Origin of the sequence: Rhizobium chutanense, assembly GCF_002531935.1 — a bacterium.
In the GTDB taxonomy this organism is placed as follows: Bacteria; Pseudomonadota; Alphaproteobacteria; order Rhizobiales; family Rhizobiaceae; genus Rhizobium; species Rhizobium chutanense.
Map to the genome: position 1 here is coordinate 43,837 of NZ_NWSV01000025.1, position 18,880 is coordinate 62,716.

At 61.1% G+C, this 18,880-nt stretch carries 18 protein-coding genes; 11 read left to right on the forward strand and 7 right to left on the reverse strand.

Features of this window, described 5'->3' with window-relative positions:
* Nucleotides 1-211: 211 nt before the first annotated feature.
* Nucleotides 212-2,527: a methyl-accepting chemotaxis protein gene (locus CO666_RS26440; protein ID WP_097615002.1), complete on the forward strand. Its 2,316-nt coding sequence runs from the start codon at nt 212-214 to the stop codon at nt 2,525-2,527.
* 126 nt (nt 2,528-2,653) lie between these two features.
* Complete coding sequence (locus CO666_RS26445; RefSeq protein ID WP_097615003.1) at nt 2,654-3,655, forward strand: LLM class flavin-dependent oxidoreductase; 1,002 nt, start codon at nt 2,654-2,656, stop codon at nt 3,653-3,655.
* Nucleotides 3,656-3,729: 74 nt separating this feature from the next.
* On the opposite strand, the gene CO666_RS26450 is transcribed toward CO666_RS26445, so the two are convergent.
* A complete protein-coding gene (locus CO666_RS26450; protein WP_097615004.1) occupies nt 3,730-4,476 on the reverse strand; it encodes a YebC/PmpR family DNA-binding transcriptional regulator in 747 nt (248 codons plus the stop codon).
* Nucleotides 4,477-4,615: 139 nt separating this feature from the next.
* Here CO666_RS26450 and CO666_RS26455 point away from each other — a divergent pair, with 139 nt between their 5' ends.
* Nucleotides 4,616-5,119: a pyridoxamine 5'-phosphate oxidase family protein gene (locus CO666_RS26455; protein ID WP_097615005.1), complete on the forward strand. Its 504-nt coding sequence runs from the start codon at nt 4,616-4,618 to the stop codon at nt 5,117-5,119.
* A gap of 31 nt (nt 5,120-5,150) precedes the next feature.
* Here CO666_RS26455 and CO666_RS26460 read toward each other — a convergent pair whose 3' ends face one another.
* The 6 genes from CO666_RS26460 to CO666_RS26485 form a co-directional block, all read right to left on the reverse strand.
* Nucleotides 5,151-5,984: an MBL fold metallo-hydrolase gene (locus CO666_RS26460; RefSeq protein ID WP_097615006.1), complete on the reverse strand. Its 834-nt coding sequence runs from the start codon at nt 5,982-5,984 to the stop codon at nt 5,151-5,153.
* 107 nt (nt 5,985-6,091) lie between these two features.
* Nucleotides 6,092-6,916 carry a TIGR00282 family metallophosphoesterase gene (locus tag CO666_RS26465; protein WP_085738279.1) on the reverse strand — a complete coding sequence of 275 codons (825 nt, stop codon included), beginning with the start codon at nt 6,914-6,916 and terminating at the stop codon, nt 6,092-6,094.
* A 3-nt stretch (nt 6,917-6,919) separates the two neighbouring features.
* Complete coding sequence (locus CO666_RS26470; protein ID WP_097615007.1) at nt 6,920-7,507, reverse strand: 5-formyltetrahydrofolate cyclo-ligase; 588 nt, start codon at nt 7,505-7,507, stop codon at nt 6,920-6,922.
* Nucleotides 7,508-7,628: 121 nt separating this feature from the next.
* On the reverse strand, nt 7,629-8,546 hold the full coding sequence (locus CO666_RS26475; protein WP_097615008.1) for an NAD-dependent epimerase/dehydratase family protein: 918 nt from the start codon (nt 8,544-8,546) through the stop codon (nt 7,629-7,631).
* Nucleotides 8,543-9,367 carry a glycosyltransferase gene (locus CO666_RS26480; RefSeq protein ID WP_097615009.1) on the reverse strand — a complete coding sequence of 275 codons (825 nt, stop codon included), beginning with the start codon at nt 9,365-9,367 and terminating at the stop codon, nt 8,543-8,545. The genes CO666_RS26475 and CO666_RS26480 overlap by 4 nt, the downstream gene beginning before the upstream one ends.
* Nucleotides 9,368-9,424: 57 nt before the next feature.
* Nucleotides 9,425-10,645: an NAD-dependent epimerase/dehydratase family protein gene (locus CO666_RS26485; protein WP_097615010.1), complete on the reverse strand. Its 1,221-nt coding sequence runs from the start codon at nt 10,643-10,645 to the stop codon at nt 9,425-9,427.
* A 164-nt stretch (nt 10,646-10,809) separates the two neighbouring features.
* On the opposite strand from CO666_RS26485, the gene ybgC reads away from it, so the two are divergent.
* The 8 genes from ybgC to tilS all read left to right on the forward strand — a co-directional run bounded on the left by ybgC (nt 10,810) and on the right by tilS (nt 18,838).
* Nucleotides 10,810-11,271, forward strand: a complete 462-nt coding sequence (gene ybgC / locus CO666_RS26490) for a tol-pal system-associated acyl-CoA thioesterase (RefSeq protein WP_097615011.1) — start codon at nt 10,810-10,812, stop codon at nt 11,269-11,271.
* Nucleotides 11,272-11,704: 433 nt separating this feature from the next.
* Nucleotides 11,705-12,424 (forward strand): protein TolQ, encoded by a 720-nt coding sequence (gene tolQ / locus CO666_RS26495; protein ID WP_003582115.1) that lies wholly within the window; start codon nt 11,705-11,707, stop codon nt 12,422-12,424.
* 18 nt (nt 12,425-12,442) lie between these two features.
* Nucleotides 12,443-12,898, forward strand: coding sequence for a protein TolR (gene tolR / locus CO666_RS26500; RefSeq protein WP_003566333.1), 456 nt, complete (start codon nt 12,443-12,445; stop codon nt 12,896-12,898).
* Between the two features lie 8 nt (nt 12,899-12,906).
* A complete protein-coding gene (locus tag CO666_RS26505) occupies nt 12,907-14,049 on the forward strand; it encodes a hypothetical protein (RefSeq protein WP_097615012.1) in 1,143 nt (380 codons plus the stop codon).
* A 153-nt stretch (nt 14,050-14,202) separates the two neighbouring features.
* Nucleotides 14,203-15,510, forward strand: a complete 1,308-nt coding sequence (gene tolB / locus CO666_RS26510) for a Tol-Pal system beta propeller repeat protein TolB (protein WP_097615013.1) — start codon at nt 14,203-14,205, stop codon at nt 15,508-15,510.
* 153 nt (nt 15,511-15,663) lie between these two features.
* A complete protein-coding gene (pal, locus tag CO666_RS26515) occupies nt 15,664-16,200 on the forward strand; it encodes a peptidoglycan-associated lipoprotein Pal (RefSeq protein ID WP_097615014.1) in 537 nt (178 codons plus the stop codon).
* 161 nt (nt 16,201-16,361) lie between these two features.
* Entirely contained in the window at nt 16,362-17,348 is a 987-nt protein-coding gene (gene ybgF, locus CO666_RS26520; protein WP_097615015.1) for a tol-pal system protein YbgF, read from the forward strand.
* An 11-nt stretch (nt 17,349-17,359) separates the two neighbouring features.
* On the forward strand, nt 17,360-18,838 hold the full coding sequence (tilS, locus tag CO666_RS26525) for a tRNA lysidine(34) synthetase TilS (protein WP_097615016.1): 1,479 nt from the start codon (nt 17,360-17,362) through the stop codon (nt 18,836-18,838).
* Nucleotides 18,839-18,880: the final 42 nt, after the last annotated feature.

The window sequence follows — 18,880 nt, forward strand, 5'->3', positions numbered from 1 at the left end:
ATCGATATGTGAACAAAACAAAAACACCCATGGATTTAAGCCGCGCCATTTACCGCGAATTAAAACAGATGCCGGAATTCTAGTCATCAAATACGAGAGGGGCGTCTTTTCACGAAGATTCAAGCTCCCGATGTTCTGTTTACAGGTCAGTCGATCAGGCATGCGCTGGGTGCCGAGGCTGCGAGGCGCGTTCAAAAGGGGTTCGTCGTACATGGCACAGAGATTTCAATCCCTGTCCTTCAAGGTCATTGCCACATTCATCCTGATGACCGTGCTGTCGATCGCGGTGATCGACGTGCTGGCTTATTTCGCCAGCAGCCGGATCTCCGACGAACAGGCGCTGAAGGCCAAGGAAAGCGTGCTGATCTTTCGCGGCGACATGCTGCAGGACCAGCTGACGCAGCTTGAAAACCAGGCCAATTCCATCGCGCGCATCGAGGCGCTGCAGATGTCGATCACCAGCTTGAAGAGCGGCTGGAAGACCATCCAGAAGACTTCGGGCGATGCCCGTGGCGAGCTGAAGAAGGTTTTCATCACGGGCAATCCCAACCCGGCCGACCAGCGCGAGAAGCTGATGAAACCCGAGGGGCCAAGTGGTTTTTATTATTCGAACCATGAGCAGACACAGGGCGAGGTTGCCCGCGACCTCGAGGATACCGCGTTCAGCGATCTGTTGATTGCCGATCTCGACGGTACGGTCCTCTATTCCTACAAGAAGCAGGACGACTTCGCCGAGAACCTGAAGTCGGACGCCTGGAAGGCGACCGGCGCCGGCACCGCTTTCGCCAAGGCAATCGAGAACACGGCCAAGGCGACCGATGACGCCGCGCCGACAGGCTTTTCCGGCCTGCGCGTCGATGCCGCCAGCGGCAAGTCGGCGATCTTCTATGCCGTGCCGATCGTCAAGCTCGGGGCGGCCAAGGGCATCTTTCTATTCAAGGTGCGCGACGACATTGTCACCGGTATCCTTGGCAAGGGCATCGTTCAGGGCAGCACGGCGCGGGCGGCGATCGTCTCCGCCGACGGATCGGCCGTCGGTCTCGATCAGAGCGGCAAGCTTGCGACGCTCGATGCGGCTCCCTTCACTTTCATCAAGGACGCGCTTGCCAGTTCGGCGATGACGGTTGCCGATTTCGACAGGGCGGACGGGCCGGCCCGCGCCTATGTCCGCGGCATCGACTATCGCGGCGACCGCTTCCTCGCGGTCGAGAGCGTGCTGCTTAGCGAGCTCAATGCCGGCTCGATCGAGATCGCCACTTTGCTGACGATGATCGGTATCGGCGTGCTCGTCGTCATGGCGGTTGCGACCGGTCTCGTCACCAATTTCCTGTTTTCGCCGCTTGCGCGGCTTGCCGGCGTCACCCGGGATGTTGCCGACGGCAAGCTCGATAGCGAGATCGGCAGTCTGAACCGCAAGGACGAGATCGGCACGATGGCGAATGCGCTCGCTCGCTTCCGCCAGTCGCTGATCGAAAGCCGCGAACTCGAAGCCGCCAGCGAAGAGACGCGTCTGCAGGCCGAGCAGGACCGCCAGCAGAATCTGGCGGAGCGCGAGGCCGAGGCGAAGACGCTGCAGCAGGTGGTCGAGGCGATCGATGAGGGCCTGCATCACCTTGCCAGCGGCGATCTCGCCTATCAGATCGATACCCGCTTCCCGAACGAGCTCGAAAGCCTGCGCATCAATTTCAACGAAGCGCTCGCGACGCTGAGCGAAACCATGACCGCAATCGGCGGCAACTCGATGGCGGTGCGCGCCGGCTCCGAGGAGATGCGCACCGGCGCCGATGAACTTGCCGGGCGCACCGAGCGCCAGGCCGGCTCGATCACCGAGACGGCGAATGCGATCAGCGCCATCACCCAGTCCGTCCGCCAGCAGATCGAGCGGGCCGAGCAGGCCGAGCGTATCGCCCGCGACGCCAAGAAGGAGGCGACCGGCTCCGGCCAGATCATGCGCGAGACGATCGCAGCGATGGAGGCGATCCAGACCTCTTCGCGCCAGATCAACACGATCATCTCGGTCATCGACGACATCGCTTTCCAGACGAACCTCCTGGCGCTCAATGCCGGCGTCGAGGCCGCGCGCGCCGGTGAATCCGGCAAGGGCTTCGCCGTCGTCGCCATGGAAGTGCGCGAACTCGCTCAGCGCTCGTCGAGTGCGGCCAAGGAGATCTCCAGCCTGCTGCAGAAATCGACGCATGAGGTCGAAAGCGGCGTTGCGCTTGTCGAAAAGGCCGGCGTTGCGCTGACCGGCATCGGCGCCCATGTCGAAGCGATCAACGGACAGATCAACGAGATCATGAGTGCGACCCGCGAGGAGGCCAATACGCTGCGCGAGATCAACAGCGCCGTCGCCGAACTCGACGCGATGACGCAGCAGAACGCCTCGATGGTCGAGGAGACGACGGAGGCGATCCACAGGCTGGCGACGGAGGCCCTGGAAATGGATCGCCAGCTCGGCAATTTCACCTTGCCGCAAGGCCATCACCAGCAAAGCGCCGAGGTGCATGTGCTGCGTCGTCACCGGTAAGCCATCGCGTCAGACATCTCACAAGGGCCGCCTTCGCGCGGCCCTTTTTTGTTGCGCGCATGGTTTGGAATGGCGCAAGCGGGAACCTACATAGGTGGCATCCGTCAACTGCCCGGCAGGTTCCCCATGGTTCCCTTCTCCATACTCGACCTTTCCCCCGTTGCCGAAGGCAGCAGTGTCCGCCAGTCTCTCGAGAGTTCGGCACGGATGGCTCGCAGGGCCGAGGAGTTCGGTTATAAGCGCTTCTGGCTCGCCGAACATCACGGTATGCCGGGGATTGCCAGTGCTGCCACATCAGTCGTCATCGGTCACGTCGGGGCGGCGACGACGCGCATCCGTGTCGGCTCCGGCGGCATTATGCTGCCCAATCATTCGCCGCTCGTCATCGCCGAGCAGTTCGGCACGCTGGAGGCGCTCTTTCCCGGCCGCATCGATCTCGGCCTCGGGAGAGCGCCGGGAACGGACATGCGCACCGCTCAGGCGCTGCGGCGCAACCTGGAGGCCGGCGCCAACAGTTTCCCGAACGACGTGGTCGAACTGCAGCAACTGCTCGGTACGCCGGTCGAGAACCAGGCGATCCTCGCGGTTCCCGGCAATGGCTCGCATATTCCGATCTGGCTGCTCGGCTCCAGCCTTTACAGCGCCCAGCTCGCCGCCATGCTCGGGCTTCCCTATGCCTTCGCTTCGCATTTCGCGCCCGACATGCTGCTGGACGCGATCGCGATCTACCGCGACCGCTTCCAACCTTCGGCGACGCTCGACAAGCCCTATGTGATGGTCGGCGTGATGGGCGCGGTGGCGGCGACGGACGAGGAGGCGCGCTACCATTTCACCTCGGCGGAACAGCAGTTCGTCAACCTGCGCCGCAATGTCCGCGGTCCGTTCCCACGTCCCGTGGCCGATATGGAAAATTTCTGGTCGCCGATGGAGAAGATGAACGTCGAGCACACGCTGCGCTATGCGGTGGTGGGGTCGCCGAAGACGGCGGAGACGAAACTGACGGAGTTTCTCAACGAAACGCAGGCCGATGAGGTGATCATCTCGATGCCGATCCATGACATCGAGGCGCGGCTGAGGTCGGTGGAACTGTTTGCGGGACTGGGAAACTTCATGCGGGCCGCCGCGTAGCATTGCAGACAGCATCCCGAAAACAGAAAACCCGGCGTCGTGGCCGGGTTTTCGAATAGGATCGTTCGAGAAAGTCAGGCGGAGAGCTTTGCCAGCACTTCTTCCGAGACCTCGAAGTTGGAATAGACGTTCTGCACGTCGTCGTCATCTTCCAGGCTGTCGATGAGCTTCATCAGCGACTGAGCCTTTTCTTCGTCCACCGGCACGTTGTTCTGGGCGCGCCAGACGGCTTTGACGGTTTCGGCTTCGCCGAGGCTTGCTTCCAGTGCCTTCGACACTTCGCCGAGGGCCTCAAAACCGCAGGTGATGTAGTGGCCGTCCTCATCGGTCTCGACATCGTCGGCGCCGGCTTCGATCGCGGCTTCCATCACCTTGTCGGCGTCGCCGACGGAAAGCTTGTAGGTGATTTCGCCGACATGATCGAAGGAGAAGGAAACGGAACCAGTTTCTCCGAGTGCGCCGCCGGCCTTGGTGAAGATCGAACGGACGTTGGAGGCGGTGCGGTTGCGGTTGTCGGTCAGAGCTTCGACGATGATCGCGGTACCGCCGGGGCCATAACCCTCATAGCGGACTTCGTCGTAGTTTTCGCCGTCCGCGCCGGCTGCCTTTTTGATGGCGCGGTCGATGTTGTCCTTCGGCATGGACTGGGCCTTGGCGTTCTGGATCGCCAGGCGAAGACGGGCATTCATCGTCGGGTCGGGCAGGCCGGCCTTGGCGGCAACGGTGATTTCGCGCGCAAGCTTGGAGAACATTTTCGACCGCACGGCATCCTGACGGCCCTTGCGGTGCATGATGTTTTTAAACTGTGAATGGCCAGCCATGGCACCCCTGTTCACGTCTCATTGTTCGGAATGGGCCGCCTTATAGGAGCGAAACGGCACCCGTTCAAGGAAAAAGCAGTTTGGAACAAAGGCGAGGGGATGACGTTACAAGAACTCCATCCAACGGAAAGGAACGGTCATGGCAAGTCTCAGCGATGCGCAGGAACAGCCAGCACGTCAGCTCTGGGATCAGGTCAACGATGTCCATGCCGGCATGCTCGGAATTTCCGGGCTTGATATGCACATGCAGCCGATGGCGCCGCATGCCGATCCCACCACCAACACGATCTGGTTCTATACTAAGATCGATGCCGATATCGTGCGGGCCATAAAGCCCGGCAGCCGCGCGCATTTCTGCGTTATCGGCAAGGATCACGACTATCACGCCTGCCTTGCCGGTGTGATCGAAGTGCGTCCCGACCCAGCCAAGATCGAGGAGTATTGGAGTTCGATCATTGCTGCCTGGTATGACGGCGGCAAGAAGGATCCCAGGCTCACCATGCTTGCCCTTCATGTCGACGATGCCGAGATCTGGGTTTCCACGGGCAACAAGCTGAAATTCGGCTGGGAGATCGCCAAGGCCAATCTCGACGACGACAAGATGCCGGATGTCGGCATCAAGCGTCACCTGCGGTTCGCTTGATGCGCGGAGGCGGGGAAGGTAGCCGGTCTTTTTACTGCAGACCCTTCATGACATAGATCAGCGGCTTTTTCGGCAGCGTGCGCATGGAGACGGTGATGCTGTCATCGGGCGCATTGGCGACGTCGAAATCCTTGCCGAACATCGAAACGAAGGCCTCGACCGGCGGACCGCGTCGGTGCATCGGCAGAATCAGCGACGAGCGCAGCCGCTTGATAACGCGGCTCATGCTGTCTGCACCCATGGTCAGGCCGCCGTCGACCGGGACCATGACGACGTCGAGGCGGCCGATCTCGATGTAATGGGCGTCTGTCAGCTCATAGTGCAGGTGGCCGAGATGGCCGATGCAGAGACCGGCGATTTCGAAAATGAAGATGGAATTGCCGTTCTCCTGCGAGCCGCCAAGGCCATAGCTGAAGCGGATATCCGTCGGGACATTGCGAATATAGGCATCGCCGATGACGAGATCGATGTCAGCCTTTTCGCCGGGAACGTCGCTCCACCCATGCAGGACATGTTTGATGCCGGGATCCGGCGTCAAGGTGAAATGGCTCGTATGCGCCTTGTTCATGGTCACGACGTCGGGCAGCGTCGCCGGCCTATACCAGCCGTTATAGTCCGTCGCGATGACGATACCGCCGGGGGTTTCGATCTCGAAGGTGGAATGGCCGAGGAAGGTCAATTTGACGTCTTCGCCCTCAGAGACGGCAGGCGTCAACGGTGCCGCGCCGGAAAAGCTTGCGAAGGTCGCCTTGGGCGTATTCTGCGCGATTGCCTGGCACTGGCTGACGGGCGTTCGCTGTTCCTGTGCTCCGGCGGAAGCTGGCGCGACGAATGCGATAGCGAGGACAAGATATTGCGGCTTCATGCCACCCCTCCGGCGCTCCATCACTTTGGATTGGCGGCGGGAGGATGCGGCATGAGGTCGCAGCGGTCCAGACCAGGCATGCTCACAATTGCGTGTTGCGGAAGGCTCTACCGCCAGAACTCCGGCACCGTTTCGGCCAGCCGCGGTCCGAGCCGAAGCGGCGCGATCTTTTCGGCCAATCCGGTTCTATCGGAAATCTCCACGCCGACGCCGCAGATCGTCGCGGGGCCGTTCGCCGCTTCCATGCGGCCCTTCGGCATTTTGGAGATGAAGCGGTTCAGCGGTTCTTCCTTATCCATGCCGAGAGAGGAGTCGTAGTCGCCGCACATGCCGGCGTCCGACAGATAGGCGGTGCCGCCGTTCAGGATCTGGGCATCGGCCGTCGGAACATGCGTGTGGGTCCCGACGACGAAACTGGCGCGGCCGTCGACGAAATGGCCGAAGCATTGTTTCTCGCTGGTCGCCTCCGCGTGGAAATCGAAGATGATCGCATCGGCCTGCTCTTTGAGCGGGCAGGCGGCGAGGATCACTTCCGCCGATTTGAAGGGGTCGTCGAGTTCCGGATGCATGAAGACCCGGCCCATGACGTTGGCGACGAGCACGCGCGCGCCGTTCCTGGCATAGAAAAGACCGGAGCCGCGTCCGGGCGTGCCTTGCGGATAGTTGGCCGGGCGCAGGAATTGATCGTGGCGCCCGGCAAAGGCAACAGCTTCCTTCTGGTCCCAGACGTGATTGCCTGTCGTCACCACGTCGGCGCCGGCATTGATCGTTTCCAGAAAGATGTCTTCGGTGATGCCGAAGCCGCCGGCGGCGTTCTCGCCGTTGACGACGACGAAATCGAGCTTGAGGTCGGAAATCAGGCCGGGAAGGCGGTCCCAGACCGCCGTGCGTCCCGTCTTGCCGACCATGTCACCCAGAAAAAGCAGCCGCATTCCCTATCCAATCCAAGAGGCAAAAAAGCGAAGGCCGCTTTCTGTCAGGATGGCATCCAGGCTTATGTCGTGCGGCTCATCGGGCACATGTGCCACTTCCTGGCAGTCGAATGCAATGCCGATCAGCTTCGGATGCAGGCCTTTTTGCCTGAGCCGGCCGATGGCGCGGTCGTAATGGCCGGCGCCATAGCCGATGCGATGGCCTCTGGCATCGAAGGCCGAAAGCGGCACCAGCAAGATCTCCGGGTCGAGAATGGCGGCATCCGCCCCAGGACCCACGGTGCCGAAGCCGGTCTCGGTGAGTGGCGCGCCTTCCGCCAATTCGCGAAAGACGATAGTCTGCTTATCGAGGATCGCCGGCACGCAGAGCCGCGCGCCGCGCGCGGCAAACCGCGTCATGAGCGGCCTGAGATCGGCCTCCGAACGGATCGGCAGGAAGCCGGAGACGATCGTGCCCGGCGCAAAGCCGACGGCCTCGCCGGCATGATCGGCCATCGCCACGCTTTTGGCCGCACGGTTCTCGGAGGAAATAGCGTCGCGAGCGGACAGCCGTTCATTGCGCAACTGCGCTTTCAATTCTCTAGCGGTCATTCGATCTGCCATATCAGAAAGGTCGGGCAAGCATAGACGGCTCAGTGTTCGATGCAATGCCGGCTGCGACAGCACCGCACCCACTTCACGCCGTGGCGGGTGCGGATTGGGAAACCTGCCATCATTGCCGGTACGGGATAGGCGCCGAAGATTGCGGCTGCGCAACGGCCAGCCGTTGCATCGTTTCCTCGAACAGAGGAGTCCCGCCGGGCACCCAGCCGAGCGCGCGGATTTTCGCTGTGCTCATTGCAGTGAGCGCTGCTTTGTCGGCGGGGGTGGGCAATGCGTGCCGACAGCCCGTCTCGCGGCGGATGAAGGAAAGAATATCGCTGGTGTCGACCGCGATGTCCGAGACGTTGAAAATCTCGCCGGAGATGCGGTTGCTTTCCGTCTCCAGCATCAGCCGTACCGCCCGCCCGAGGTCGCGGCCGTGAACTTCCGTTCCCACACGTGAAGCAACCGGCCGGCCGGCGAGGTAATCGGCGATCAGGCCATCCCATTTGTTCGGGAAGAAATCGCCATAGATGCCGGTCGCCCTCAGGCTCACGCCGGCAAAACCCGGTGTGGAGAGGTGGGCAAGCGCTCGCTCGGCATCGAGCTTGACCTGGCCGTAGAGCGTTTCGGGCTTGGCCAGCATCGTCTCCGTCAGTTCGCTTCCCCCGGCATGTTCGCCGTAGGCAGCGCGGCTGGACAGGAAGATGCAGCGGCGTGTGCCGGCGCGTTTGGCGGCCTCGAAAAGCCGGACGGTGCCGTCGAGATTCAGCTTGTGGAAGGTCTTCGGATCGTCGCCCTCGCCGCCGCGATATTTGCCGGGAACATGGCTGAAGGCGGCGTGGACGAAAAAATAGGCGTCGTCGAAAATGTCGATCTGATCCTTCTCGGGATCAAGCGAAAGGGCTGCAAACTCGACCGCGCGGGAGAAGAGGCGCGGATGCGGCGCACGGCGTCCGCCGACGATCACCTGATAGCCGGCAGTCAGCAGCTCTTCGACGATATACCGTCCGACGAGACCTGTTCCGCCAGATACCAGTACCTTCATGCTGCCCCTTCCGGATTGTCCAGTGCCGCGATCTCGGGCACATCGCCGCCATCATGGAAACGGTGCCACAGATCGATCAACGGTTGTAGCCGCGCCGCCTTGGGATGATTCTTTTCCCAGGGTTTTTCATACTGGTAGTGCAGGATCGAAATGCTCTTCCAGTCCCAAAGCTCCGGCATGGTGAACCATACATATTGCAGCATGTTGAAATAGATCGGCAGGCCGTGCCAATCCGGGAAGAACGTCTCGAGAAAGGTCTGATCGGTGCGGCGCCAGAAAGCATCCGGCCTGTCGAGCCTTTCGAGCATGTGCCGGAATGTGTCATGCGAGGGCGTGGCGACGAACACGCCGGAATTCATGCGGCGGAAATCGGCGAGGCCTTCATAGACATTGGGAGCTGCGGAAAATTCCGGATAGAGGAACAGCCTGTCGATGTTTTTCAGCACGAGGGCGTCGGCGTCGATGAAGACGCAGCGTTCGTATTCGACGAGCTGCCACAGCCTGAGTTTGCAGAAATTGTCGAGCGGCGAATGGAAATCCGGCTTGCGGCCCTTGGTGAAGGGGGCAGCGGAATGCAGCTGACCGCGGGCGTGGCGCTCGTTGAAGGTATCGGAAAGCGGCAGGTGTTCGACTTCGATCAGCCGACAGTCAAGGGTCTTGAGCGGGGCGAGGGCGGTCGCATCGACGCCGCCGGTGTGGAGGACGACGATGTCGGCGCTCGTGCCGGTGCGGCGAAGGGAGCGGGCAAGGGCGGTGGCGCCCATGGCGTAGTCGGCATTGGTGACGAGGGTGACGTAGGCAAGGATTGAGGTAGAAGTCATCGTTGCCGACCACCTCTTCGCTCATTCCTGTCTGGGCGTTCCGATGCAGTCATTCGCTCACGACACCGACTTCAACCGCTTGCCTTCCGGATCGTGATTGATCGTCGCGGCAATGTCCTTGGTCCAGGCGGAGACGGCCGGGACGCGCGCGCGATCGACGCGATAGGCGAATTTCTTTGCGACGTCGACGATCTCGCCGAGCAAGCCGGCTTCCAGGGTGATCGGTTCGAGGCCGAGATTGCGGAACTTTTCGTTCTGGACGATCAGCTCGTTCTCGGCGGCTTCCTTGCGCGGGTTGGGCAGCCAGGCGATCTTGGCGCCGCTGATCCTCGCGATCATCTCGGCGAGGTCGCGCACCCGGTGGGTTTCCGTCATCTGGTTGAAGATCTCGACGCGGGCGCCGCGGGCCGGCGGGTTTTTCAGCGCCAGCTCGATGCAGCGCACCGAATCCTGGATATGGATGAAGGCGCGGGTCTGGCCGCCGGTGCCGTGCACCGTCAGCGGATAGCCGATCGCCGCCTGGATGAGGAAGCGGTTCAGCACCGTGCCGTAATCGCCGTCGTAATCGAAACGGTTGATGAGCTGTGCGTGGCGGCGCGTCTGCTCGGTATGCGTGCCCCAGACGATGCCCTGGTGCAGGTCGGTGATCCTCAATCCGTCGTTCTTGGCGTAGAACTGGAAGAGAAGCTGATCCAGGCACTTGGTCATGTGGTAGATCGAGCCGGGATTGGAGGGATAGAGGATCTCCTGGCTGACCGTCTTGCCGGCTGCAGTTTCGATGCCGACCGGCAGGTAGCCTTCGGGGATCGCCGCGCCGACCGTCGAATAGCCGTAGACGCCCATGGTGCCGAGATGGATGAGATGGGCGTCGAGATTGAGCTCGGTCAGCGCGTTCAAGAGGTTGTGCGTGGCGCTGACATTGTTGTTGACCGTGTAGTTCTTGTGGCGGTCGCTCTTCATCGAATAGGGCGCCGCCCGCTGTTCGGCGAAGTGGATGATCGCATCCGGGCGGTGCTCGGAAAGCCAGTTCTTCAGGAGTTCGTAGTCTCTGGCGAGATCGATCAGATTGAAGTGGATGCGGCGTCCGGTTTCGGCATGCCAGATGCGGGTGCGCTCCTGGATCGAATCCATCGGCGTCAGCGATTGAACGCCGAGCTCAGTGTCGATCCAGCGACGCGACAGATTGTCGAGGATATGGACGTCGTGACCGACATCGGAAAGATGCAGCGATGTTGGCCAACCAATGAAACCGTCTCCGCCCATCACCGCAATCTTCATCGCATCGTCTCCTGATCGGTTCGTTCGTTATCGGGAATAATTAGAAATTATGACAATCATTCAATGCCTACCGGCGGGGCATTCAATGCCTGCCTGCCGAGCATTCAATGCTTGCCTAGCGGGAAGCGTTGCGCCAAAGAGGGCGCCGAAGTTTGGAGAAAATTATGACGGAACGGCCTTTTTCGATTTCGGGAGAGCTGACGGAGGCCGGGCACCGCCTCGTCCAGCGGGTCTATTATGAAGACACGGATTTCTCCGGCCTGGTCTATCACGCTCGCTACCTGCATTTCCTTGAGCGCGGCCGGACCGATTATCTGCGCTGCCTCGGCGTCGAACAGCGCGAGCTTGTCAGCGCCGACGAGGAGGGCCTCGTCTTCGTCGTCCATCGCATGGAGATCGACTTCAAGAGCCCGGCGCGCATGGACGATGTGCTGACGATCCTGACGCATACGGAAAAAGCCGGCGGCGCCAAAATGGTGCTCAACCAGCAGATCCGTTCGGGCGAGACGCTGCTGATCGCCGCCAAGGTGATCATCGCCGTCATCAACGCCAGGGGGCGGCCGCGGCGGCTGCCGGAAACGCTGGCGGCGAAATTTCTGGAAGGCAGCACGCCGCTTCGAGCATGATGCCGAAAAGTGTGAGCGGTTTTCGGACGGCATCATGTTCTATTTTTTGATTTAGATGCTCCGAACCGCCTGGAATTCAGGCTTGTCAAAACTTGAACTTTATGTGAAGGAATTCCCGCGCCGCAGGATGAGCGCTCTCTCGGCAGCCGGATCTTGCTCCGGTCAAGTAATCCACGGAACGAAATCTTCCAAATACAGGCTTACTGTCACAGTCCAGCACTAACGATCTATTAACCATAATAGTGTCTTACTGGGAAAGTCGGAGTTTGTGCGGTGCACGCCTTCCTTTGACCAAATTTGACGGCAAGAAGGCGGAAGATGAGCTTGGAAGCTTGACCAGGGCTTTGGGCGGCGGTCGCCGGACACTTCTTGCGAGATCACTTTGTGCCGCCCGGTCCAGCACCGGGCGTTTGGATTCGGGGATTTTGGATCAATGGAACAAGTAGGATTGGCAGCAGCAACGACGGACGTCAGTCTCTGGTCGCTTTTCATGCAGGCCGGCATCGTCGTCAAGCTCGTCATGCTCGGGCTTATCGCGGCCTCGGTGTGGACCTGGGCAATCGTCATCGACAAATACCTCGCCTACGGCCGCGCGCGGCGCCAGTTTGACAAGTTCGAGCAGGTCTTCTGGTCGGGCCAGTCGCTGGAAGAGCTCTACCGCTCGCTGTCGGAACGCAACAATACCGGACTGGCGGCAATCTTCGTGGCTGCGATGCGCGAGTGGAAGAAGTCCTTCGAGCGCGGCGCCCGTTCGCCGATCGGCCTGCAGATGCGTATCGATCGGGCGATGGACGTGACGCTGTCACGCGAATCGGAATTTCTCGGCGCCCGTCTCGGGTCACTGGCAACGATCGGTTCGGCCGGTCCGTTCATCGGTCTCTTCGGCACGGTCGTCGGCATCATGACCTCGTTCCAGGCGATCGCCGGTTCGAAGTCCACCAACCTTGCGGTGGTGGCCCCCGGTATCGCCGAAGCGCTGCTTGCGACCGCGATCGGCCTCGTCGCCGCTATCCCGGCGGTTATCGCCTACAACAAATTCTCTGCCGATGCCGGCAAGCTGTCTGGCCGCATGGAAGGTTTCGCGGACGAATTCTCCGCCATACTTTCGCGCCAGATCGACGAGAAACTGCAGCCGCGCGCTGCCGCTCAGTAACCAACGGAGTATACTGACATGGGTATGGCTGTTGGAGGCAATGGCGGCGGGGGCGGCGGACGCCGCCGTCGCGGCGGTCGGAACAAGGCCGTGATTTCCGAAATCAACGTGACGCCGCTCGTCGACGTCATGCTGGTGCTGCTGATCATCTTCATGGTCGCGGCACCGATGATGACCGTCGGCGTGCCGATCGACCTGCCGGAAACGCAGGCCAAGGCGCTGAACTCCGAGACGCAGCCGATCACCATCTCCGTCAAGAACGATGGCGAAGTGTTCCTGCAGGAAACGCCGATCCCGGCCGCCGAGATCGCCGCCAAGCTCGAGGCGATTGCCACGACCGGTTATAACGAACGTATCTTCGTGCGCGGCGACGCAACGGCGCCTTACGGCGTCATCGCCGACGTCATGGCCCGTATCCAGGGCGCCGGCTTCAAGAATATCGGCCTCGTGACGCAGCAGAAGAAGGACCAATAGCGTTCAAGATGAAGACCAGCGTCGTCACATCTGCTGTTCTGCATTGCCTGGTGCTGACCTGGGCGATGGTATCGCTCAGCGCGCCGGAATCCTTCAAGGTGGAGGATTTCGAGGCGATGCCGGTCGATCTCGTGCCGGTGGAATCCATCACCCAGATGCAGCAAGGCGACAAGAAGGCTCCGAAGAAGGAGACATCAGCGCCTGTGCCGACGACCCGGCCGCCGATCGCGCAGCCGGCCGAAAATGCCGGCGACAACAATGTCGACCTGAAGACGCCGCCGGTTCCGAACGCCAAGCCGAGCAATAGTGAAGCAGCGGCGGCGAATTCGAGCGACAAGCCGCTGCCGACGATCGATCCCAAGCCGAACGACGTTAAGGAAGTCAACAAGGAAGAGACCGAGGTCGAGCAGCCGAAGGAAGTGGCTTCCATTCCGCCGCCGAAACCCGTCGAAGTGACGCCGCCGAAGCCGGAGGAAAAGCCGCCGGAAGAGCAGGCCAAGCCCGAGGAGCCGCCGAAACCGGATGCTGAGGCGCTGCCGGACAAGGTGCCGACCCCTGTCGCCAAGCCGCAGGTGAAGCCGCCGGAACCGCAGAAGCCTGCCGAAAAGCCGCCGGAAAAGACTCCGGACGAGCCGAAGGCCGCGGAAGCGCCGACGGACAAGAAGAAGGCCGACAAGAAGCAGGAAGTGGCGAAATCGGCCTCGACGATGAAGAGCGATTTCAATGCCGACGAGATTTCGGCTCTGCTGAACAAGACCGATCCTTCCGCCGGCGGCGCCAAGCGCTCGACGCAGGAGGCCTCGCTGGGGAACAAGAAGAGCAACAGCGGAGCCAAACTCAGCCAGAGCGAGGAGGATGCTGTAAAGGGCCAGATTTCCAGCAATTGGAGTGTTGTTTCAGGGCTAGCAGGTGCTAGCGAGGTGCAGCTTAAGGTTCGTTTTCAACTCGATCAGGCCGGCAATGTGGTTGGCGATCCAGAGGTCATTGCGACAGGTGGGCCGGATTCGACACGTCAAGCTCTTAAGAGCAGCGTTTATCGCGCTGTCATGAAATCATCTCCCCTCAAGAACTTACCAGCAGATAAGTATGAGGGCGAGAACGGCTGGAACGAAATGCTTCTTACCTTCGACGCAAGCGATTTTGGAATCTAGATGCTGAGAAGCTTATGCCATTTTTGCGTGCAATTATATATGCAGCTCCTTACACGATGTTTCCAAAAGACAAATACGATGCCTGGAAGGAAGTCATTTTGAACTTCGACGCCAGCCAACTGAACCTATAAAGTGCTGAAAGGCTTGTTTGACATGGTCAAGTGTTCCCTCATCCGCGCCCTGATGGTCGTCGCCGGTCTAGTCGGGGCCGCAGCCTTTACGACTCCGGCCAACGCTCTTGTCGAGCTCAATATCAACAAGGGTAATATTCAGCCGCTGCCGATCGCGGTGACGGACTTCCAGGGCGACATAGGCGCGCAGGTTTCGCAGGTCATCGCCGCCGACCTACAGCGTTCCGGCCTGTTTGCCCCGATTAACAAGGCGGCCTTTATCGAAAAGATCTCCAATCCGGATGCCGCGCCGCGTTTCGAGGACTGGAAGGTCATCAATGCGCAGGCCCTGGTCACCGGCCGGGTTACCAAGGAAGCGGATGGCCGCCTTCGCGCCGAATTCCGCCTGTGGGATACTTTTGCCGGGCAGCAGATGACCGGGCAGCAGTTTTATACGCAGCCGGAGAACTGGCGGCGTGTGGCTCACATCATCGCCGACGCGATCTACAAGCAGATCACCGGCGAAGAGGGTTATTTTGATACCCGCGTCGTCTTCGTCTCTGAATCCGGCACCAAGCAGCAGCGCAAGCGCCAACTGGCGATCATGGATCAGGATGGTTTCAACGTGCGGATGCTGACCGACGGCAGCGACCTTGTGCTGACGCCGCGCTTCTCGCCGAGCCGGCAGGAAGTCACCTACATGTCCTTTGCCAACCAGCAGCCGCGGGTCTATCTGCTGCAGCTCGAAACCGGGCAGCGCGAGGTCGTCGGCAATTTTCCGGGTATGACTTTCTCCCCACGCTTTTCGCCGGATGGCCAGAAAGTGATCATGAGCCTGCAGCAGGAAGGCAATTCCAACATCTATACGATGGACCTGCGCTCGCGCACGACGACGCGGCTGACCTCGACGTCTGCGATCGACACCTCGCCGTCCTATTCGCCTGATGGCGCGCGCGTCAGCTTCGAAAGCGATCGCGGCGGAAAGCCGCAGATCTACGTGATGAATGCCGATGGTTCCGGCCAGACCCGCATTTCCTTCGGCGACGGTTCCTATTCGACGCCGGTCTGGTCGCCGCGCGGCGATCTCATCGCCTTCACCAAGCAGGCCAATGGTAAGTTCTCGATCGGCGTAATGAAACCCGATGGTTCGGGCGAGCGCATCCTGACGACCGGCTTTCACAATGAGGGCCCGACCTGGGCGCCGAACGGCCGCGTGCTGATGTTCTTCCGCCAGGCGGCAGGCGCAGGCGGCCCTCAGCTCTATTCGATCGATCTGACCGGTTACAACGAACAGCTCATCAAGACTCCGAGCTATGGTTCCGACCCGGCCTGGTCGCCGCTTATGGAGTAGCAGGTGCGGCAATGCCTTCATGTCGCCTCAGAATCATGAAAACCGGGCGACTACGGGACAAATCAGTAAATTGTTAACCATAAACTTTGAGGGGCGGTTAACCGAGTGCGGTTACTGTCCGGAAACCCTGATGAACTCGCAAGGAGACCGGCCATGAGCCGAATTCATACCCCGGCAATGAGCCGCATGCAGAATTTCGCCCGCAACCCCGTCATGATCGCGCTTGTCGCCGGTCTCGCGCTTGCAAGCTGCGCCAAGAAGCCGCCGAACAGCGCGGGTGATCTTGGCCTCGGCGGCGCCGGCGCGGGTGGTGCCGCCACGCCCGGTTCGGCCCAGGACTTCACGGTCAATGTCGGCGACCGCATCTTCTTCGACACCGACTCCTCTTCGATCCGCGCCGATGCCTCGCAGACGCTCGACCGTCAGGCGCAGTGGCTCGCCCGCTACCCGAACTACCAGATCACCGTCGAAGGCCATGCCGACGAGCGCGGCACCCGCGAATACAACCTGGCACTCGGCGCCCGTCGTGCCGCTGCTGCCAAGGATTATCTCGCTTCGCGCGGTGTTCCGGCACAGCGCCTGAAGACGATCTCCTACGGCAAGGAACGTCCGGTTGCCGTCTGCGACGATATTTCCTGCTGGTCGCAGAACCGCCGCGCAGTCACGGTTCTCGGCGGCGCCGGCATGTAATCTGCCGATTTCAGTTCGCTTTCGAAAGGCGGTCCCATCCGGGGCCGCCTTTTCTTTTTGACCACACTTTGGCCAGACTCCGTTGCTTTTTGAAAGCAATTGGAAAAATCTCCTGTTCGTGCCATCGAGGTGCGAAGAATCACTGGGACAGGACGATACATATGAAGAAACTTGTCGTGGCAGGCATGCTGTGCCTCGCGGCTGTGACCGGGAGCGAACGGGCGGCCTATTCCGCCTCGTTCTTCGGGCTGCATCTCGGCGGCCGATCGGCGGAAAACCAGGCGGCGCCGCCCGTCGTCAAGGTGCAGAGCGGCGACGCCGAGATTCGCGTGCAGCAGCTCGAAGAGCAGTTGCGGCAGCTGAACGGCCGGATCGAGGAGATGAGCTTCCAGCTGCTGCAGATGCAGGAGACGATCCGCAAGCAGCAGGAAGACAATGAATTCCGCTTCCAGCAGTTGGAAAAGACGGGTTCCGGCGGCGGCGCCAAGGCGCCTGTCAAGAAGAGCGAGACCGATCCCGCTCCGGCGGCTTCCGGCAGCGACGACGTTGCCAGGGTGATCCAAGCACCGCAGGGAGCCGAAACGGCTCCCTCCACCAACGTGCCTGCCAATAGCGGCCTCGGCCAGCCGCCGAAGGAGCTCGGTTCGATCGATTTCGATCAGAACGGCAACGCGGTCGGCGGCACCGTCGACGACAACGCCACTGTCGGCTCCGGCCCGATCCCCGATGCCAATTCCGGCACGTCGCAGCAAACAGCCTCGCTCGGCGGTGAGGCGGATCAGTACAAGTCGGCCTACGGCCACGTATTGTCAGGCGATTACAGCACGGCCGAACAGGAATTCACGCAATATATCACCCGCTACCCGAGCAGCGCACGGGCGGCGGACGCTAATTTCTGGCTCGGCGAGGCGCTCTATTCGCAGGGCAAGTACAATGAGGCGGCCAAAACCTTTCTCAATGCGCACCAGAAATACGGCACGTCCGAAAAGGCGCCCGAGATGCTGCTGAAGCTCGGCATGTCGCTTGCCGCCCTCGACAATAAGGAGACGGCCTGCGCGACGTTGCGCGAAGTTTCGAAGCGTTATCCGAAGGCTTCGCGTGCCGTCATCAGCAAGGTTGCGAGCGAACAGAAACGCCTCGCCTGCTAAGGTCTTCCGGCATGTCTCCGGAAGCCACGTCGCCTCAACAGGCGATCCTCCAGTTTCTCACATCGCTTCAAAGCCCCGCACGCATTCTCGTCGCGATCTCGGGCGGCAGCGATTCCACCGGCCTGCTTCTCCTGCTCGATGAAGCCGTGAAGGCCGCGCCGCATCTCCAGTTTTCTCTATGCGCTGCAACCGTCGACCATGCGCTGCGCGCCGGCTCCGAAGACGAGGCGCGTGAGGTCGCGGCCCTCTGCGCATCGCTCGGTATTTTCCACACCGTCGCCACCTGGCGGGGCGACAAGCCGAAGACCGGCATCATGGCTGCAGCCCGCGAGGCGCGCTATGGCCTTCTGGCCGAGGCAGCGGAAGCATTCGGCGCCGACCTCATCGTCACCGGCCATACGTTCGACGATCAGCGCGAAACGCTTGCCATGCGTGAAATGCGAACGGAGCAGATTTCCACGGGTATTGCAGATGCGGTGCTTTTCGACCGGCGTTTCTGGATTTTAAGGCCGCTTCTTTTTTCCACCCGGGCAGATATCCGCACTTTCCTGAGAGAGCGAGGCGCGGGGTGGATCGACGATCCCAGCAACGAGGATATGAACTATGAGCGCGTGCGGACGCGCCGGCAGCTTTCGGCCAATACATCTGCTGAGAAGGATGTTCGTGCGGCCTGGGCGGAGCGGTTGGCACTGTCGTCCGCAGGTGCGGAATGGCTGGATCGTCATTTCACACTTCACGGTGGTCTGCTTGGGCAGGTGATGCCGGATGGATTGCGGCAGGATCGGGCCGTCCTCGATTATGCGCTTGGGCGCCTGACGGCGGTTTTCGGCGGGCAGCCGTTTGCGCCGGGGAGGGCGCATATGGAGCGCATCCTTGCATTTGCCACCGGCAGTGACCCGGGACGGATGACCGCCGGCAGGGTGGTGTTCGATCTCAGGCGTGACGGGCTTTATCTCGCGCGCGAGAGCCGGGGGATCTTGCCGCTGGTATTGCAGCCGGGAGAGGCGGGGGTGTGGGATGGGAGGTTTGAGGTTGCGAACGGCTCCGCGTCCAGCGTCGGGATCGAGGCGGTAGGGGTAGGGGCGAAACCTCGCTCCTCCCTCATTCCTGTGCTTGTCACAGGAATCCAGCCACCGCGCGTCGGCGCGGTGAATGACTCAATAATGCGTGAAGAGTCTTCCGCGCCCAAAGACTTGGGCGCACTGGATTCCTGTGACAAGCACAGGAATGAGGGAGAGGGCGGAACCGCGACGCTTCCGAAGACGGCTGTGAAACGTGCGATTGCGGCATCGCCGATCGTCTTGCCCTTGGAAGAGAGCGCACCGACCGCGAGATCGGAAGGCTATGTGCGCCTCACGCCTTATTTCGCACCCTTCGACCGCTTTTTGACACGATTTGATTTCATCTTTGCCAACAGGCTTTCGGCGGTTTTCGCGACGGCGCCCTATGCGAGGCCGCCTTTAAGAAGTATTGACGGAAAAACCATCTGACCTGGGGGATCGCCTTGGCAATCGCACGGCGCAACCCTATGT

Bases quoted from the DNA above. Each gene is read 5' to 3' on its own strand.
- CO666_RS26440 (WP_097615002.1), top strand. From the start codon at position 212: ATGGCACAGAGATTTCAATCCCTGTCCTTCAAGGTCATTGCCACATTC.
- CO666_RS26450 (WP_097615004.1), bottom strand. From the start codon at position 4,476: ATGGCTGGCCATTCACAGTTTAAAAACATCATGCACCGCAAGGGCCGT.
- ybgF (WP_097615015.1), top strand. From the start codon at position 16,362: ATGAAGAAACTTGTCGTGGCAGGCATGCTGTGCCTCGCGGCTGTGACC.
- CO666_RS26475 (WP_097615008.1), bottom strand. From the start codon at position 8,546: ATGAAGGTACTGGTATCTGGCGGAACAGGTCTCGTCGGACGGTATATC.
- CO666_RS26470 (WP_097615007.1), bottom strand. From the start codon at position 7,507: ATGACCGCTAGAGAATTGAAAGCGCAGTTGCGCAATGAACGGCTGTCC.
- tolQ (WP_003582115.1), top strand. From the start codon at position 11,705: ATGGAACAAGTAGGATTGGCAGCAGCAACGACGGACGTCAGTCTCTGG.
- CO666_RS26505 (WP_097615012.1), top strand. From the start codon at position 12,907: ATGAAGACCAGCGTCGTCACATCTGCTGTTCTGCATTGCCTGGTGCTG.
- tolB (WP_097615013.1), top strand. From the start codon at position 14,203: ATGGTCAAGTGTTCCCTCATCCGCGCCCTGATGGTCGTCGCCGGTCTA.
- CO666_RS26460 (WP_097615006.1), bottom strand. From the start codon at position 5,984: ATGAAGCCGCAATATCTTGTCCTCGCTATCGCATTCGTCGCGCCAGCT.
- pal (WP_097615014.1), top strand. From the start codon at position 15,664: ATGAGCCGAATTCATACCCCGGCAATGAGCCGCATGCAGAATTTCGCC.
- CO666_RS26485 (WP_097615010.1), bottom strand. From the start codon at position 10,645: ATGAAGATTGCGGTGATGGGCGGAGACGGTTTCATTGGTTGGCCAACA.
- tolR (WP_003566333.1), top strand. From the start codon at position 12,443: ATGGGTATGGCTGTTGGAGGCAATGGCGGCGGGGGCGGCGGACGCCGC.
- tilS (WP_097615016.1), top strand. From the start codon at position 17,360: ATGTCTCCGGAAGCCACGTCGCCTCAACAGGCGATCCTCCAGTTTCTC.
- CO666_RS26455 (WP_097615005.1), top strand. From the start codon at position 4,616: ATGGCAAGTCTCAGCGATGCGCAGGAACAGCCAGCACGTCAGCTCTGG.
- CO666_RS26465 (WP_085738279.1), bottom strand. From the start codon at position 6,916: ATGCGGCTGCTTTTTCTGGGTGACATGGTCGGCAAGACGGGACGCACG.
- CO666_RS26445 (WP_097615003.1), top strand. From the start codon at position 2,654: ATGGTTCCCTTCTCCATACTCGACCTTTCCCCCGTTGCCGAAGGCAGC.
- CO666_RS26480 (WP_097615009.1), bottom strand. From the start codon at position 9,367: ATGACTTCTACCTCAATCCTTGCCTACGTCACCCTCGTCACCAATGCC.
- ybgC (WP_097615011.1), top strand. From the start codon at position 10,810: ATGACGGAACGGCCTTTTTCGATTTCGGGAGAGCTGACGGAGGCCGGG.